Annotated in this window: 15 protein-coding genes; 8 read left to right on the top strand and 7 right to left on the bottom strand. The window is 45.6% G+C overall.

What is annotated here, in order from left to right; translation table 11 throughout:
• The first annotated feature begins 42 nt into the window (after positions 1-42).
• Both AC5ZC7_RS05635 and AC5ZC7_RS05640 read left to right on the top strand, forming a co-directional pair.
• Positions 43-450 carry a DinB family protein gene (locus AC5ZC7_RS05635; protein WP_496160570.1) on the top strand — a complete coding sequence of 136 codons (408 nt, stop codon included), beginning with the start codon at positions 43-45 and terminating at the stop codon, positions 448-450.
• A gap of 17 nt (positions 451-467) precedes the next feature.
• A complete protein-coding gene (locus AC5ZC7_RS05640) occupies positions 468-761 on the top strand; it encodes a DUF1330 domain-containing protein (RefSeq protein ID WP_496160569.1) in 294 nt (97 codons plus the stop codon).
• 28 nt (positions 762-789) lie between these two features.
• Here AC5ZC7_RS05640 and AC5ZC7_RS05645 read toward each other — a convergent pair whose 3' ends face one another.
• The 3 genes from AC5ZC7_RS05645 to AC5ZC7_RS05655 form a co-directional block, all read right to left on the bottom strand.
• The gene (locus AC5ZC7_RS05645) at positions 790-2,025 is read right to left on the bottom strand and encodes a DUF6596 domain-containing protein (RefSeq protein WP_496160568.1); all 1,236 of its coding nucleotides are present in this window, start codon (positions 2,023-2,025) and stop codon (positions 790-792) included.
• A 100-nt stretch (positions 2,026-2,125) separates the two neighbouring features.
• Positions 2,126-2,464, bottom strand: coding sequence for a YciI family protein (locus AC5ZC7_RS05650; RefSeq protein WP_496160567.1), 339 nt, complete (start codon positions 2,462-2,464; stop codon positions 2,126-2,128).
• A gap of 42 nt (positions 2,465-2,506) precedes the next feature.
• Positions 2,507-2,965, bottom strand: coding sequence for a carboxymuconolactone decarboxylase family protein (locus AC5ZC7_RS05655; RefSeq protein WP_496160566.1), 459 nt, complete (start codon positions 2,963-2,965; stop codon positions 2,507-2,509).
• A 162-nt stretch (positions 2,966-3,127) separates the two neighbouring features.
• On the opposite strand from AC5ZC7_RS05655, the gene AC5ZC7_RS05660 reads away from it, so the two are divergent.
• The 4 genes from AC5ZC7_RS05660 to AC5ZC7_RS05675 all read left to right on the top strand — a co-directional run bounded on the left by AC5ZC7_RS05660 (position 3,128) and on the right by AC5ZC7_RS05675 (position 7,117).
• The gene (locus AC5ZC7_RS05660; protein ID WP_496160565.1) at positions 3,128-4,048 is read left to right on the top strand and encodes an ADP-ribosylglycohydrolase family protein; all 921 of its coding nucleotides are present in this window, start codon (positions 3,128-3,130) and stop codon (positions 4,046-4,048) included.
• Between the two features lie 84 nt (positions 4,049-4,132).
• A complete protein-coding gene (locus AC5ZC7_RS05665; RefSeq protein WP_496160564.1) occupies positions 4,133-5,353 on the top strand; it encodes an acyltransferase family protein in 1,221 nt (406 codons plus the stop codon).
• Positions 5,354-5,372: 19 nt separating this feature from the next.
• Complete coding sequence (locus AC5ZC7_RS05670; protein ID WP_496160563.1) at positions 5,373-6,404, top strand: histidine kinase; 1,032 nt, start codon at positions 5,373-5,375, stop codon at positions 6,402-6,404.
• Entirely contained in the window at positions 6,404-7,117 is a 714-nt protein-coding gene (locus AC5ZC7_RS05675) for a LytTR family transcriptional regulator DNA-binding domain-containing protein (protein ID WP_496160562.1), read from the top strand. The genes AC5ZC7_RS05670 and AC5ZC7_RS05675 overlap by 1 nt, the downstream gene beginning before the upstream one ends.
• Position 7,118: 1 nt before the next feature.
• Here AC5ZC7_RS05675 and AC5ZC7_RS05680 read toward each other — a convergent pair whose 3' ends face one another.
• From AC5ZC7_RS05680 to AC5ZC7_RS05690, 3 genes are all read right to left on the bottom strand, one after another.
• Complete coding sequence (locus tag AC5ZC7_RS05680; protein WP_496160561.1) at positions 7,119-8,087, bottom strand: DUF5996 family protein; 969 nt, start codon at positions 8,085-8,087, stop codon at positions 7,119-7,121.
• A 104-nt stretch (positions 8,088-8,191) separates the two neighbouring features.
• Positions 8,192-8,821 carry a DUF417 family protein gene (locus tag AC5ZC7_RS05685; RefSeq protein WP_496160560.1) on the bottom strand — a complete coding sequence of 210 codons (630 nt, stop codon included), beginning with the start codon at positions 8,819-8,821 and terminating at the stop codon, positions 8,192-8,194.
• Positions 8,822-8,889: 68 nt separating this feature from the next.
• A complete protein-coding gene (locus AC5ZC7_RS05690) occupies positions 8,890-9,714 on the bottom strand; it encodes a helix-turn-helix domain-containing protein (protein ID WP_496160559.1) in 825 nt (274 codons plus the stop codon).
• 997 nt (positions 9,715-10,711) lie between these two features.
• On the opposite strand from AC5ZC7_RS05690, the gene AC5ZC7_RS05695 reads away from it, so the two are divergent.
• On the top strand, positions 10,712-13,723 hold the full coding sequence (locus AC5ZC7_RS05695; protein WP_496160558.1) for a SusC/RagA family TonB-linked outer membrane protein: 3,012 nt from the start codon (positions 10,712-10,714) through the stop codon (positions 13,721-13,723).
• Positions 13,724-13,750: 27 nt separating this feature from the next.
• Positions 13,751-15,400 carry a RagB/SusD family nutrient uptake outer membrane protein gene (locus tag AC5ZC7_RS05700; RefSeq protein WP_496160557.1) on the top strand — a complete coding sequence of 550 codons (1,650 nt, stop codon included), beginning with the start codon at positions 13,751-13,753 and terminating at the stop codon, positions 15,398-15,400.
• A 72-nt stretch (positions 15,401-15,472) separates the two neighbouring features.
• Here the strand turns inward: AC5ZC7_RS05700 and AC5ZC7_RS05705 are convergent, their stop codons facing one another.
• Positions 15,473-16,012, bottom strand: coding sequence for a YbaK/EbsC family protein (locus tag AC5ZC7_RS05705; protein ID WP_496160683.1), 540 nt, complete (start codon positions 16,010-16,012; stop codon positions 15,473-15,475).
• Positions 16,013-16,083 lie beyond the last annotated feature (71 nt).

The following is a 16,083-nucleotide window of genomic DNA, read 5'->3' on the forward strand; positions in this document are numbered from 1 at the left end:
GGAAGATAAGCCAGTTAATTTTGGCTTATCAAATTGAGTATTATGAAAGCACAATTATTAACCACACTGGGCAATGCGAGAGATTATACCCTTAGCGTAGCCGCGGCGATGCCGGCAGAAAAATTTGACTTTAAACCCGTTCCGGAAGTATGGACATTCGGCGAATTATTACACCATATTGGCTATGGCATAGGCTGGTGGGAAGAGAATTATATCCGGCAACAGGCTGCCGACTGGAACCCACCGGCAGCAACTATTGGTAAAGAAGCTACCATGGCCTACCTGGAGCAGGCTTTTGCTGCGCTGCAAAAAAGCATTGATAGCAGCACCTTGTCGGAGCCAGTGATCGCCGGCTTTTATGCCACTATTGATCATGTAACCCACCACCGTGGACAAGCCACAGTATACCTGCGCAGCAATGGGATTACACCGCCGGAATATATCTTTTAAGGTAAAAAAATAAGTTTATGCCAGTTTATTATGTCAACAGCTACGACATTACCGATATGGAAGCATATGGACAATATGGCCCCCCGGTCATCATCTTACTCCAAAAATATGGAGCAGAAGTATTGGCAGCCGATTTGGAAGCAATACCCGTAGAAGGAGGGGTAAAAAGAATGAATGCCATTATTAAGTTTCCTTCGGAAGCAGCCGCGCTGCAATGTTACAATGATCCCGAATACCAGCCGTTAAAGGCCATTCGATGGGGATCTACAGGTAATTGCACCATGACGTTGGTACATGGACTGGAAGCTTAATTAAAACGCTCACAGGAGATATCGCCTATTAGAGAAGGGTGTTCATCTTTTCTTTAATGCCTTGTTTTTCTGTGGGCGTTTTTGCCAAATCATACGCTTTCTGCCAATTCATCAGCGCTTTTTTAGCATCTAGTTCTTTATACAATTCCCCCAGCAGTAAAAAATAAAAATGATTATTCTCCAGTTGTAATTTTTCTGCTTCTGCCAGCGCTACTTTAGCCCCGTTGGCTTTATACAGGGCAAAGGTTCTGTTGAGCGCCACACTGGGAGAATAGTTGATCATCAGCAGTTCGTTATACAATTGAAGAATGTGCTCCCACTTTTCAGGGGTATCTTCCTTAATGCAATGCCAATAAGCAATCCTGGCTTCCAGGTGGTAAGAGCTCACTTCATCTCCCTGTGCAGAGAGCGACAGGAAGTATTGTCCCTGGTTGATCAACGCCTGATCCCACAGGGCTTCATTTTGTTCTTCATACAACACAACGGTGTCGTCGTTCAATTGCCGGGCGTCAAACCGGGAGGCGTGGAAACACATCAATGCAATGAGGGCATTGGTTTTAGGGAGATTGGTGCTGTCGTAGTCGGTGAGCATCAACCCCAGTCGCAGGGCCTCTATGCAGAGATCTTTCTGTAAGATCTGGTTCTGTGTTTGTGAGTAGTAGCCTTCACTGAAAAGCAGGTAAATGATGTGCAGTACATTATCGAGCCGGTTCACGATTTCGCGTTCGGGGGGTAATTCCATCCGGATATTTTCGGTACGCAGCTTTTCTTTGGCCCTGAATAATCGTTTATTGATCGTTTCTTTATTGGATAAAAAGGCTTCTGCAATTTCATCGATGCCAAAACCGCAAAGGATCCGCAATGCCAGCCCTATTTGTGCCTCGCTGGCAATGGCGGGAGTACAGATGGCAAAAAGCATTTGCAGCTGGCTATCTTTTATTTGCTGGGCAGAAAAGCTGAAGTCATCATTTTCTATGGTAGTTTCCTCCCTGGCGGTTAATACCGGCATTACTTTCTTTTCAAAGATGTCATTTCTGCGGAAGTAATACAGTGTTTTTTGTTTGGCAACGGTATACAACCAGGCGGTAGGATTGGGGGGAATACCTTTCTCTTCCCAGGTTTCCGTGGCCAGCAAAAAGGTTTCGCTGACAATATCTTCCGCTATTTCAATATGCTGTAATCCGTAGCGACGGCTGATCACCGCCACCATTTTGGAAAATTCCTGCTGAAATAAATGCTTTAAAGAAGTCTGTTGGTTTTCCATATTGACAACAAAACCCACTCCCGGGAGGGAGTGGATTTTGAAAAAATGTTATTGATAATGTTCGCTTGAATCATTCTCCATAATAGCTTTCTGCTTTTAGCTAACCCATAATAGGTCTTATTTCCACGCTGCCATTTGCGTCCAGCGCCGGGCAACCATGTGCTAATGTAGTGGCTTCATCCAACGAATCTGCTTTCACAATGATAAAGCTACCCAGGCGTTCGCGGATTTCAACAAAAGGTCCGTCGGTAATCACACCGCCTGCTTTCAATACTTTACCATTCAAATCCAGCCGGCGACCAGGTGCTGCTAATTTTCCTTGTGCTGCAATACCACCTGCCCAATCGCCCCATTTCTTGGCGAGGGCCTGCATTTCTGCTGGTGTGGCCTGTGAGTAATCGTAACTTGGCTGACGAAATATTAACATGAATTCTTTCATGACATAATCTATTTAAAAAGTGAGTGAATGTACGAATTTAATTTACTTACTGGTGAACATACCTGGCTGATAACCCCCTGCTGTAGGGAGGAAGGCGGCATTCAGGCGATTGTAGCTGTTAATTGCAATTGCTGCCATGGTTAAGTCGACCAGTTCTTCTTCAGAAAATACTTCCCTGCAGCTGGCATATACTTCATCCGGTACATGTGCCTTGGTAACAGCTTCTACCCATGCAAAGGCAGCCCGTTCGCGGTTAGTATAAACAGGAGAGTCTCTCCATGCATTTAACATATAAAGGCGTTGTTCTGTTTCCCCGATGGCGCGCAGATCTTTAGAGTGCATGTCCAGGCAAAAAGCACAACCATTGATTTGGGATACCCGGAAGTAAATCAGGTGCAACAGTGGTTGTTCAATAATGGATTTAGAGAGATAGGCTCCAATACCGTTTAATGCCTTGAATGCGCCCTGTCCTTTCTGAAAATAGTTAATTCTTGGTTCCATGATACGTTTATTTATTTGTTGAATATTTGTTTGTATACAGGAATAATGACTGACTTAAATCAAATTGGACATCCAATGGCGAAAATTTTTTAAAAAAACAGGTTTTTTATGGGAAATGCCCGGTGGTGGCGGATTTTTTTTGGGTAGAGTAAAGTATATTTGATGATTACTTTTTATATGCTGACAAATGACGCGCTTTTATCTGCCAGGAAATCTCTGCTGGGCTTATCCATTGGAGATGCCTTCGGCGAAACTTTTTTTGGAAAGGAAGATAGCATTGCTGAAAGGATTTATCACCGGCAATTACAGCCAGGTACCTGGTTATTTACGGATGATACGGTGATGGGTATTGGTATATATCGTATCCTGGCCGAATATGGAGAGATCCGTCAGGATCAGTTAGCGAAGATGTTTGCCAGTAATTATCAGTTGGACGACTATCGTGGATATGGAGGTACTGCCCATGCTATTCTGAAAGATATTGGCGCTGGTAAACATTGGCAGGAGGTAAGCAACAATGTTTTTGACGGGATGGGTTCTATGGGGAATGGCGCCGCAATGCGTTCTGGTCCGATTGGCGCGTACTTTCACCATCATATACCACAAGTCATCACACAGGCCACGTTAGCAGCAGCCGTAACGCACGCCCATCCCGAAGCAGTAGCCGGGGCGGTAGCAGTGGCTGTAGCCGCAGCTGTTTGTGCCAGCAAAGGCCCTATACCGGCGAACCATTTCTTTGAATGGGTAGTATCGCATACACCGGAAAGCGATGTAAAATACAAGATAAAGAAAGCGGCCACCCTGCCACTGAACTACGATATACGGACCATTGTAGCGGCTTTGGGGAATGGAACGCAGCTAACGGCCCAGGATACCGTTCCTTTTGCCCTCTGGTGCGTGGCACATCATAATGATAATATGGAAGCCGCTCTATGGAAAGCAGTCAGCGGCCTGGGCGACCGCGATACGATTGCCGCCATCGTAGGCAGCATCGTGATCCTATCTGCCGGAGAACATACTATTCCACCACAATGGATACAACAAACCGAACCATTCGAAGGAAGCCCTTTTTTTAAGAAATAACTTTTCACCACCAGAATCCGCCCAAACGTCAAATATCTTTTAACACCCCGCCCGCCACCAATAAGTTTGTATAAAATCTGTTTTATGCAACCACAATCACCCGACAGACAGGCTTATTTGGATTGGCTGAGAGTATTAGCGATCCTTTGTGTACTATTTTTTCACTCCGCCATGCCTTATGTAGCCGAATGGTCCTGGCATCTCAAGAATAAAGAAACCAGCTATATGCTGCTGGAATTCAATGATTTTACCCATCGTTTCCGTATGCCCCTGCTGTTCTTTATTTCCGGAACAGTAAGCTATTACATGCTGCAACGTAGATCCGGCGGTGGATTTATTGGTTTGCGGTTCCGGCGGTTGTTTGTTCCACTGCTAATGGGAATGCTGGTAATTGTACCGCCGCAGATATATATGGAGCGACTCACACAGGGCTTTCATGGTAATTATTGGGATTTTTTCCGGCATATGTTTACTTCTGGTACTTACCCTAAAGGAAATATCAGCTGGCATCACCTGTGGTTTATATGTTATCTGCTGGCTTATGATATTGTGTTTGCCCCCGTATTTGTATGGTTTACTTCCGCCAAAGGAAAGGCATTGTTACAAAAGGCCAACTGGATGTCCCGCGGTGCATTTGTTTATTTATTGATCATCCCGGGTGTGCTGGTGTACACCTTTATGACATTGAAATTTCCTGAAACCAATATGCTGGTCGGCGATTACGCCTACCTGCTCTATTGGTTATTTTACGTACTCGCCGGCTTTTTCTGTATTGCCAATCCCACATGGATGGATAGCCTGGAGCGCAATCGCCGCCTGTCACTGACCATTGCCTTTCTGTTAACCCTCGTGATCAATTACCTGCGCTGGAATAAGCTGGAGCCCTGGATGGTATTTGATGACTACAAACATGCAGCCGGCACTTTTGTATTCCTGGCAATTTCGGCGATAGCAGCATGGATGTGGGTATTTGCTATTATTGGATATGGTAAGCAATATCTCAACCGGAAAAGCCCGGCATTACCCTATCTCAACGAAGCTGCCTATCCTTTTTATATCCTGCATCAAACGGTGATTGTGATACTCACTTACTACATCGCACAAACGCAGGATGAGATAGCATTGAAATATGTGTTTACCGTTGTGGTAACGTTGATATTGAGTATGGGGATCTTTCATTTATTTATCCGGCCTTTCGGCGTGATGCGTTTCCTGTTTGGCATGAAACCCCGGCAACGGAAGGAAAGGAAGAAACGGCAGGAAGATACCCTGCTGTCAATACCCGCTGAAGCCGTAACCGTATAATAAATTGTAACTTTCACCAATGATGAAACGGACATTCTGGACATATCTGTTCCCTGCGCTGTATGGGATGCTGGTATATTATACTATCCGTCTCCTGGCAGACAGCAGCTCTGGAATGCGGTTCTGGCACCGGCCGCTGTTGCTCAATACCACGGAGATACTGTGCAGTATTGTTATGGGCTACATTTTCATATGGTTGCTCAACAGGTTGTTTCGTTTTTTTGATGAGAAAAGAGCCGCTGGCTTTTCCTATAGAAGTGTCGCCAATGAATTGGGATATGTTTGCCTGCTCAACCTGGTAGTACAAAATGTAACCTTGCTTCCCATGGCCGCCTTTACAGATGACGGTTTGCAATGGTACGATGTGGTGGATATCAACATTATCCCCTTGCTGTATTCGTTGATTTATTATGGCGTGCGGCGGAGTAACATCTTTCTGCAGGCATACGTACAAAATCAATTACAGCTGGAAAAAATAGCGAACGATCAGCTGCAAACGGAACTGAAATTTTTAAGGGCCCAATATCATCCGCATTTCCTTTTTAATGCCCTGAATACGATTTACTTCCAGATGGATGAGGATGTTGCCGCCGCCAAGAAAACGGTGGAACGGTTTTCGGAATTGCTGCGATACCAGTTGTATGACCAGCAGCAAACAGTAAGTATCAGGCAGGAAATACAATACCTGCAAAACTTCATCGACTTACAACAAATACGGTCTTCTAAAAAGCTGCAATTAAGTGTATATTTCGATGAACAACTTCGCGAAGAACAGGTATATCCGTTGTTGTTTTTGCCGCTGGTAGAAAATGCCTTTAAATACGTAGGCGGTCATTTTCATCTCCGTATGCAGATGACCAAACAAGGGGGAGCCATCTGTTTTGCAGTTGAAAACGCCATTCCGGAAAATATTGGCATCACCCGTAAAGGCGGCATAGGACTGGATAACCTGAAAAGACGACTACAGCTATTGTACCCCAACGCACATACGCTTACCACGCAGGTAACGGGAGATACCTTTTTTGCTGAATTAAAATTAACATTGAACTGATGGAACGCCTTCATATAAAATGTATCATTACCGACGATGAACCACTGGCCGCTAAAGGATTGCAAGGCTATGCAGCTAAAACAGGTTTCCTCGATGTAGTTACTACCTGCGAAAATGCGATAGAGCTAAACACTGTTTTGAAACAACAGCCCGCGATAGATTTGTTGTTTCTCGATATCGAAATGCCGTATATGACAGGTATCGAATTCCTGAAGAGCCTCCAGCATCCACCCAAGGTGATTTTTACTACGGCCTACGAGCAATACGCTATACAAGGCTTTGAGCTGGATGTACTGGATTACCTGGTGAAGCCGATTTCTTTTGAGCGCTTCCTAAAGGCCGCCAATAAAGCGTACGATTATTTCAGCGTGCAGCAACCCGGTGATCAGCCTTATATTTTTATTAAGTCTGATACCAAACTCGAAAAGGTGTTATTCAACGACATCCTGTTTGCCGAAGCCTTGGGGAATTATGTGGCTTTTTATACGGTAGATAAAAAGATAGTAACCCATGCCACGCTGAAGTCAGTACAGGAAAAGCTGCCGCCACGACAGTTCTTTCAACCGCATAAGTCTTACCTGGTGAACATGAATCATATCAGCGCTATTGAAGGTAATATCCTGCACATGGGGACTTATGAAGTCCCTATCAGTAAATACCAGAAAGAAGAGGTGCTGGAAAAAATCGTCAATAATAAGTTGTTAAAGAAATAAATCAGGTGTCTTCTTTAAAGCAGCCAAAGGCCGTTTCCAGGTGGGAGAGGTCGCATTCCAGGGCCGCGCGGTCCCAGTGGGCGGTATTGGCTGCCGCTTCGTAGGTCGACTGAAGGAAATCCAGTAAGGTGGCTTCTGGATTTTCTGCCGTTTGCACGGCAGTGTAAGGCAGCATAAATTCTCCCATATCGGTGCTGTAAAAAGCAGCGGCCGGCTTAACCGGCTGTTCCGCAAAGGTGGCAGGAGTGGGGTAGCAATAGGCATAAAACACCGCGTGCGGATACTGTTCGCTGCCTGGCCAGAAGCCACAGGAGCTGACCTCTTTGGAGTAGGCTTCCTGCATAACTGCTGCCGGCATATTAGGTGCCTGTCCCTGGTGCGGGGGCGCGTCCCTGCCCGAAAACCGGGTAACTGCCAGGTCGAAAGCCCCCCAGAAGAAGTGTACCGGGCTGCATTTGCCGGTGAACCGGGTTTTGAAGCGGGTAAACACATTATGTATTTTCACCAGCGCCAACCAGAAATCTTCCATTTTGCCGGCATCGTACGACTGATGTATGGTATCTTTTTCAAAAGGAATCGCATCCGGGATCTCACTGGGCATGGTGTTGATGCGCACGTCAATGGACAGGGCATTCAGCTTTTCAAAAAGCTCCTGGTAGAAACTGGCCACTGTTCTGGGTTGTAGTGCTACCATCTCCCGTTTACCCATACTCGTTATAATGATCAGCTGATGCTGCATGAAGTTAAAGTCGATCTGGAATATACCATGCTGGTACGGTACACTCCCCGTACTTAAGCCATCCGGCGTTACATACAGGGTAACATGCCAGGAGTGATTTAACCAGGGCATTTTACGCAAACGGATTTTTCCCACTATCTGTGTCCAGAGGTGTACAGTGGCGAGGGTGTCTTTCCAATCGTTAAAGGAAAGTACGGGCCATGGATTATTTGTTGCAGCGGCTTTTTGCATACCAGGAATTTAAAATGTTACGCTATCCGTTTAACAAAAAGAATAAAGTAAAGTTTAGCGGAGTTGTTTTTGGGGAGATGTGATATCGCACCGGCTACCGTTTTTCAACGATGGTTTTTCAGGATCTTGCCGGCACTGTCAGAGGCCGTAATGAGGCCGGCAGCCATCATAATCACATCTTTCAACACCAAACGTCCGGCACCCGATAAATAAGGGAAACCATATTGCAGGGTGGGAGAATCTCCTCCGAGATTGGGTACATATACATCCGGGGTAGTTACCAGGAACGATAAGGTGACCAATGACATCCCGAAAGTAAGTATGCCACCTGCTACACCGGCTTTGGGAAACCAGATGCCGGCTAACACCAGTACGCCAATAGCCACAATAACCGTTCCCAGTGCATAAGCGAAGGTATAAGTACCGTTTTCTTTGTGCCAGGCGATATTTTTGGCCACCATCTTTCCTTCCGGGTTTTTATACAGCGTATACGCCGGAACGGAGAGGCCTTTATCATTGACCGCCGTTTCGCCCGCATGATGATAAAAAAATTGCATAACAGGACTATTGATGACAAATGGAACAATGCCCTCTGCCTCATAGGGAAACGCTTTGAGCCCACCTATCCAGGCCATCACCACAAAGATGCTTATTCTCACCAGGTGAATATATTTCGTTTGTCCGGCTGCCAGTAATGTCAATAACCAGGGGGCTTTGCTGCTATACTCCTTCATAACTTTTTTATACAAAGGACGGCCCTTTGGGCATCATAGCAAATGGACGAAAGATGAAATAACCTAGACTATTTAGCCACTATGGAAATACCTACCGTTTCCCGGAACTGCTTCGGGGATACCCCTATTTCTTTTTTGAAATACCGGCTGAAATAAAATTCATCCTCAAAATTCAAGTCGCTGGCAATTTCTTTGATAGGTTTGTTCGTTAAGTGCAATAATTTTTTAGCTTCCAGTACAATGCGATCCCGGATAAGCAGCGTAGGCGTTTTTCCGGAATAAAGTTTAATCTTCTTGCTGAAGGCATTTACAGATAATCCATACATGGCGGCATAAAAAGAAACATCTTTGGATTGCAGGTAATGGGCTTCCAATGTATTTTGAAAGTCCGTGATCGTTTTATGATCGTTATGATCAACGGTGCGTTTTTCGAGCTGTTGCTGCTTTTCTTTACTGCAGAGGGCCAACACCAGTTGAAGGTATGACCTCAGGATGGCAATATCAAATCCGTCCTGCTCATTATTATAAGCCTTCATCTTTTCAATAATATAGCTCACTTCTGTAAAAGTCTCCCCGGATACCGTAATGTGCGGATGCTGGTAAATATTATTAAAGAGAAGACCATTACAGGCCACTTCTTTTTTATGATATTCTATGCAGTAAAAATCGCCGTGAAAAATAATGGCGCTCACGTCAACCGGTTTGGGACTTATCCATTTAAAAAATTGGTAGGGCGACAGGAAAATAATGGTTTTCCCGGAGGCGGTGTAGCTATTGAAGTCGATAGAAAAATCCGCGGTTCCTTCGAAAAACAGGATATGATAATAGGGCTCTTTGAGGCCGTTTAAAAGATCGGAAGAGGATAGCGTTGCTATTTTGTATGGTTGTGCCAATGGTAGTGAATTGAATAAAATCGGATCGAAATTAGGATATTTAGATGGATGTGGGAAGATTAAATAATATGCCGGAAATCATGTGGGCTATTTTATTCCACCATTTAAAAAAGCAAACACCATTCTTTCCAATCCATGTTGGCACAGGTATTTTCTTTCTACCGGAAAAAGCGGTACAAAATAGCCATTGTTACATGGGCTCACTGCATATTACGAAACCGATTTCGTTAGCCTGCATGGCCCAACGGCGCAATATTTTACACTTTCGGATCTCCCGGAAAACAAAATTTTTTTTTCTTTCTTCCAAGTGAAATACTAATTTGGTCGTAGTTGGTTCCACGTACTGTTTCTTAAAAAAAGAAATCATATTTGCTTTATGAGGAATTAACATCTTTTCACCGTATTGGTCAGCTGCCCGGGAGGGACATAACAGGCAATGATCAGTCGAAGCTTAGGCTGAATTGATTGCCAGCAGGCCTTTTCGCTGTGTACATTTTTTTATGTAGCCTGCTGTTCATGAACACCAATTTCTATATCCGGCATTGTGCATTTGGAACACCCTTATCAAAAATAACAATCAGCAGTTACAGGCAATTTTTTTTGAGCAATAAAATTCAATAGTCATCTGTTTCGATGAAATCTATTCCTGTGGCGGGATGTAGCCAATAATTCCTTCCTCAGAAATAAGTAGTACGTATATCGTCGTTGTGTACAGGAAAGTCCGCAGTACGGCATAGGTTTGTCTGAAAAGCACTACAGGTAAGCAAATTCAACCAGTTGATATTAAGATAATAATCTGATAACACGATCTGCTATTAATTCAACAGCATCATATTTAGTTTTATGGCGTAAATACTCCTTATCGATCAAACATGAACGTATTTAACAAAATTGCACCGAATGCTTTACGCCTGGCGAATTTTAAGCTAATGCATCTTCCATTCAAGAACAGCAGCCATTAACATTTAAAACAAACAAGCCACTTAAAGATTGCTTTATGAACAAAATCTATCAATGTAGGTTTTTATTGCGGTTTCCTGTAAAACTGCTGCCAGCTTTCCTGTGCTGGATTGCCTGCCTTTGTCTGGCCCTGTCGCCGGTACAGGCGCAGGACAAATTCAGGATCCAGGGCAAAATTACCGACGACAAAAATCAACCAATTCCCGGCGTGAGCATCTCTGAAGCCGGCACCCGTACGGGGGTAGTAACAGATGCAGAAGGCAAGTATCGTTTAGACGTTGCCGGTAGTAACAGCACACTGCACATTGCATTTGTGGGTTATGAAAGCAAAGAGGTTTCCGTAAATGGCTCCCATACCCTCAACATATCACTGGCTCCACAGTTGAAACAACTCAACGATGTGGTGATCACCGGGTATGGTAAAACCAGCAAGAAGAACGTTATTGGCGCTATCAGCTCTGTAAATTCCGGTGAATTTACACAGGGGGTCATCGCTTCCCCTTCTATGCTGCTGCAGGGTAAGGTGCCTGGTTTGACCATCACTAAAAGTGGTAACCCGAACCAAAACCCAACCGTTATATTAAGAGGACCTTCTACGCTGCGCAGCGGCGCCCAGGAGCCATTCTACGTAGTGGACGGCGTGCCCGGCGCACCTATTGATATGGTGGCACCGGATGATATTGCTACTATCGACGTACTCAAAGATGGTGCGTCTACAGCCATCTATGGTGCCAGGGCCGCAAACGGTGTAATCATGGTAACCACCCGTCGCCCTAAAGGAGATCAGCTACGTATTGCCTATAACGCATACGTGGGACTGGAAAAAGTATCGAAACGTTTGGAAGTACTCACCGGCGACGAACTACGTAAATACCTCGCCGATAATGGCCAGGTGCTGGCAGCCGCCAACAACGATGTATACCCGGGTACTACCACCCCTGTAAACACCGATTGGCAAAAGGAAGTACAACGTGATGCCGTTTCTCAGAATCATAACCTCTCCTTAATGGGCGGTGCTAAAAATACCACCTATGGCTTTAGCGTAAACTACCTCAATAATCCGGGTATCATCAAAACTTCGTCGCTGAACAGACTGGGAGTGCGGGCTAACATCGATCAGCGTGCGTTTGATGACCGCCTCCGCCTGTCTTTAAATCTCTTTAATACGTCTACTACCCAGAACAACGTACCCGATGCCGTTTTCGGCAACATGCTCAACTACCTGCCAACGGTACTGGTTAAACGCCCCGATGGTAACTATACAGAAGATTATGCGGGTAATATCCGGGGAAGTAATAACCCGGTTTCGCTGATTGAGAATAACAACGACGAAACAAAAATTAATAAGTTCCTCGCTAACGGACTGGCAGAAGTAAAGATCCTGCCCGGCCTCACTTATACGCTAAGCCTCACCACACAACGTGACCAGGTAACCAGGAACGTATACTACAACAGCCTGTCGGTACTGGCAAAAGGCCTGAACGGTAAAGCTACCCGCCTTGCCTGGACCAATGCACGCAATATCATCGAATCTTATTTTAACTACGATAAAACAGTAGGCAAACATAACTTCAAAGTGTTGGCCGGTTACTCCTGGCAGGAAGACCACAACGGCGACGGCTTCGGTGTTACCACACAAGGGTTCGGTAGCGATGCACTCACCTGGAATAACCTGGCGCTCAGCAACCCGCCTCCAGGCACGGTCGTATTTGATAACTCCGGTTCTACCACCCTCACTACACTGCGCCTCATCTCTTACTACGGCAGGATCAACTACCAATACGCGGATAAATATTATTTCCTCGTCTCCCTGCGTAATGATGGATCTTCCGCATTTGGTAAAAATAACCGCTGGGGTTATTTTCCTGCAGTATCAGCCGGCTGGCGTATCAGCCAGGAGCCTTTCATGAAAAAGAATGGCTTCTTCGACGACCTGAAGCTGCGCGTGAGCTACGGAAGCTCCGGTAACTCACTCGGCTTCGATCCGCTGGCGGCACAACTGCAATACAGCACCACCGGCCGTTACTACGATAATGGTAACCTGATTAACGCCATCGCACCAGTACAGAATGCCAACCCCGACCTCAAATGGGAGCGTACCGGCATGCTCAACGCCGGTATCGACTTCGCCATCTTTGGCGGACGACTGAGCGGTGCTGTTGACTACTACGACAAACAAACGTCTGACCTTATCTGGAACTACCCGGTAACCACTACCCAGTATATCACTACTACCTTGCTGGCCAACGTGGGAAAAGTAAGCAACAAAGGTGTGGAAGTGGTACTGAACGCGGAACCGGTACGCACCAAAAATTTCTCCTGGAAAACATCGGCCAACGTTTCGCACAATACCAATAGCATCAGCTCTTTGTCTAACGGCCGCTTTACATTGAAAGACATCCCTACGGCCATCCTGGGTGGTAAAGGCCAATCCGGTAACTGGAGCCAGAAAGTACTGGAAGGCCAACCTATCGGTACTTTCACACTGTTCCACTACCTGGGTAAAGATAAAGACGGTGTATCCACTTACCAGAAAGCGGATGGTACCGTCACTACTTCTCCTGCCATCGGTGACCTGATGCGTGCAGGCAACGCACAGCCTACCCTCACGTACGGATGGAGCAATACCTTCACCTGGAAAGGATTTGACCTGAATATATTTATCCGTGGCGTATCCGGCAACAAAATCCTGAATGCTACCAAGGCCGCGTTGAATACACCAACAGATGCCAAAGTGACTAACATCCTGAAGTTCACAGCAGGAGAATCTTACAACGATAAGAACTCTTTCATGATCTCCGACAGGTTCCTGGAAAATGGTTCCTACCTGCGTATGGATAACCTCACCCTGGGATACACATTCAATATCAAGAGCAATTACATCAGCAAATTACGTGTATACGGTAACGTGAATAACGTATTTACCATCACCAAATACACCGGCATAGACCCTGAAATAGACCTCGGTGGCCTTACACCAGGTATTGACGCCAGGAACTATTACCCTAAAACCCGGTCTTTCATCTTTGGTCTGAATGCTATTTTCTAATCAATCAGTTTGTTTAAATATCAAGATATGAGATCTAAAAAAATCCTTTGCATTTTCCTCCTTGCCCTAACGGCGCTGGCCGCATGCAGCAAGCTGGATGTGGATGTGGAATCAAAATATACGCCTTCAAACTTCCCTTCTAACAACGCTTCCTATGCCGCTGCTATTGGTGCAGTGTACGCACAGTTGGCCAACACCAAATCAGGAGACGCTACCTACTGGATGAATGGTGCCGGCTTCAGCTATGGAGTAGATTACTGGATGTTGCAGGAGTTTTCTACGGATGAAGCCATCATCCCGGCCCGCGATGGTAACTATGACGATGGTGGTAAATACCGCTTCATGCATTTGCATACCTGGGGCAGCAGTCACCCCTATGTTATCAGTGCCTGGCAGTGGGGATTTGGTGGTATCAACATCGCTAATAACACCATCAACTTAATGAATGCCTTACCTGCCGGCGCTTACAAAACTTCGTCTGTAGCAGAGTTGAAGGCAATGCGCTCCCTGTTCTATTTCTTTATGATGGACCTCTATGGTAATATTCCGGTGCTGGACTCCTTCCCGGTAACCACGCCACCAGCTACCAAGCCGCGTAAAGAAGTATTTGCATTTATTGAAAAAACACTGAAGGCCGCTTTACCTGACCTGACTACCAAAGTAGATGGCAGCACTTACGGTCGCGCTACCAAATGGCTGGCATTTGCCCTCCTGGAGAAAATGTACCTCAATGCAGAGTACTATACCGGTACACCACGTTATGCCGACGCGGTAGCGATGGCAGATAGTATCCTCATTAACGCCCCTTATTCGCTCGATGCAGATTATACTTCCATCTTCAAACCGGATAATGGTCCGCAGATTAAGGAAACCATCTTTGCCATTCCTTACGATGCTAACCTGATCCCTGGTTGCCACTTTACACGTTTCTGCCTGCATCCTTTCCTGAAGGCACGTTTCGACCTGCCGGATGCATTTGGTCCCAGCGTAGCATTAAGCACCATCCCTGATTTTTATGCTTACTTCAATCAGCCCAATGATGTGCGCAACGGCACCTGGTTGTCTGGTAAACAGTATAATAAAGACGGTACACAAAACATTGTACATACCACTACCAAAACCCTGGATGCTTCTTCCACAGGTCCGGATACACCGATCGACTGGTGGGTGGAAATATACCCCGATCTTACGGTGAAACCAGGTGGTGAAGCGAAACTGGATGTGGGTAACGACCTGAAAGGACAGTTGAAAGGCGTTCGTTCTATTAAGTATTATCCTGACAAGAACGTGAATACTTCTACCCGTTTCCAGAACACCGATTTACCGGTACTTCGTTTGGCAGATGTGATCATGATGAAAGCAGAAGCCATCCTTCGCGGTGCCACACCTACTGTGGTAAAAGGTGAATTGCAAACAGCAGATGTGCTGGTAAATAAAATCCGGTCACGTGCAGGCACTACACCATGGGTAGGTACTACACTGCCTATGCTGCTGGAAGAGCGCGCCCGCGAATTTGCCTGGGAAGCCTGGAGAAGAAATGACCTGATCCGCTTTGGTAAGTTTGAAGGTAAGTGGGGCTTTAAACCGGCCGATAACGATGTTTTCCGCCGCGTTTTCCCAATTCCGGCTATAGAGCTGGCCCTGAACCCTAACCTGGTACCTAACCCAGGATATTAGGAACTCATAGGTAGTTAGCGATTAGCTGTTAGTAAATATCATCTTTACTAACAGCTAATCGCTAACTGCTTTTTATAGCTCAATCACCTTCGGTTCATGCTTCGCATAATCGAGAAAATGTGGCATGATCCAATGCATAGGTACTTTCATATAGCCGGTAGTAGTACCATCACTGCAACCATACCATTCTTCTGAAAGAATATCTTTATCGATAACCACTTGTATCTTATTCTCTTTGTCGAGCATTACTCCAAAAATAGTAGCTGCGCCTACGGAAGTACCTAACATACTGTCCAGCAACGCTACCGGTGCAAATGATAGCCGGGAAATATTCAATGCGGCGCTCAGGTCCTTCGTTTTAAAAGGTTTATCCGCAGTAGTGACGAACAGGTAGAAATCTGTTTGCTGGCGATTACAGAGAAACAAGGTCTTCACTGTTTTCATATCCAGTTGCTCATTGATCCGTATACAATCCTCCATCGTAATGGCTTCATCGGTATCAACGCGCTCAAAGGGCACGGACAGCGCTTGTAACGTTTGGTACACCATTTCCTGCAGTACCGTTTTAAATACTGCCGGAGCAGTGGTGATAGGCTCACTTACATAGATCATCAAAACATACGTTTAGTTCATGTCACGAAAATAAGAATGGATATTGACATTTTCCGGAGCGCAATTTTTTA

This window comes from Chitinophaga sp. 9-1-y (genome assembly GCF_059511905.2).

Coding starts and splice junctions, on each gene's coding strand:
- AC5ZC7_RS05680 (WP_496160561.1), bottom strand. CDS start 8,087: ATGCAAAAAGCCGCTGCAACAAATAATCCATGGCCCGTACTTTCCTTT.
- AC5ZC7_RS05645 (WP_496160568.1), bottom strand. CDS start 2,025: ATGGAAAACCAACAGACTTCTTTAAAGCATTTATTTCAGCAGGAATTT.
- AC5ZC7_RS05705 (WP_496160683.1), bottom strand. CDS start 16,012: ATGATCTATGTAAGTGAGCCTATCACCACTGCTCCGGCAGTATTTAAA.
- AC5ZC7_RS05640 (WP_496160569.1), top strand. CDS start 468: ATGCCAGTTTATTATGTCAACAGCTACGACATTACCGATATGGAAGCA.
- AC5ZC7_RS05635 (WP_496160570.1), top strand. CDS start 43: ATGAAAGCACAATTATTAACCACACTGGGCAATGCGAGAGATTATACC.
- AC5ZC7_RS05655 (WP_496160566.1), bottom strand. CDS start 2,965: ATGGAACCAAGAATTAACTATTTTCAGAAAGGACAGGGCGCATTCAAG.
- AC5ZC7_RS05670 (WP_496160563.1), top strand. CDS start 5,373: ATGATGAAACGGACATTCTGGACATATCTGTTCCCTGCGCTGTATGGG.
- AC5ZC7_RS05665 (WP_496160564.1), top strand. CDS start 4,133: ATGCAACCACAATCACCCGACAGACAGGCTTATTTGGATTGGCTGAGA.
- AC5ZC7_RS05685 (WP_496160560.1), bottom strand. CDS start 8,821: ATGAAGGAGTATAGCAGCAAAGCCCCCTGGTTATTGACATTACTGGCA.
- AC5ZC7_RS05700 (WP_496160557.1), top strand. CDS start 13,751: ATGAGATCTAAAAAAATCCTTTGCATTTTCCTCCTTGCCCTAACGGCG.
- AC5ZC7_RS05695 (WP_496160558.1), top strand. CDS start 10,712: ATGAACAAAATCTATCAATGTAGGTTTTTATTGCGGTTTCCTGTAAAA.
- AC5ZC7_RS05660 (WP_496160565.1), top strand. CDS start 3,128: ATGATTACTTTTTATATGCTGACAAATGACGCGCTTTTATCTGCCAGG.
- AC5ZC7_RS05675 (WP_496160562.1), top strand. CDS start 6,404: ATGGAACGCCTTCATATAAAATGTATCATTACCGACGATGAACCACTG.
- AC5ZC7_RS05650 (WP_496160567.1), bottom strand. CDS start 2,464: ATGAAAGAATTCATGTTAATATTTCGTCAGCCAAGTTACGATTACTCA.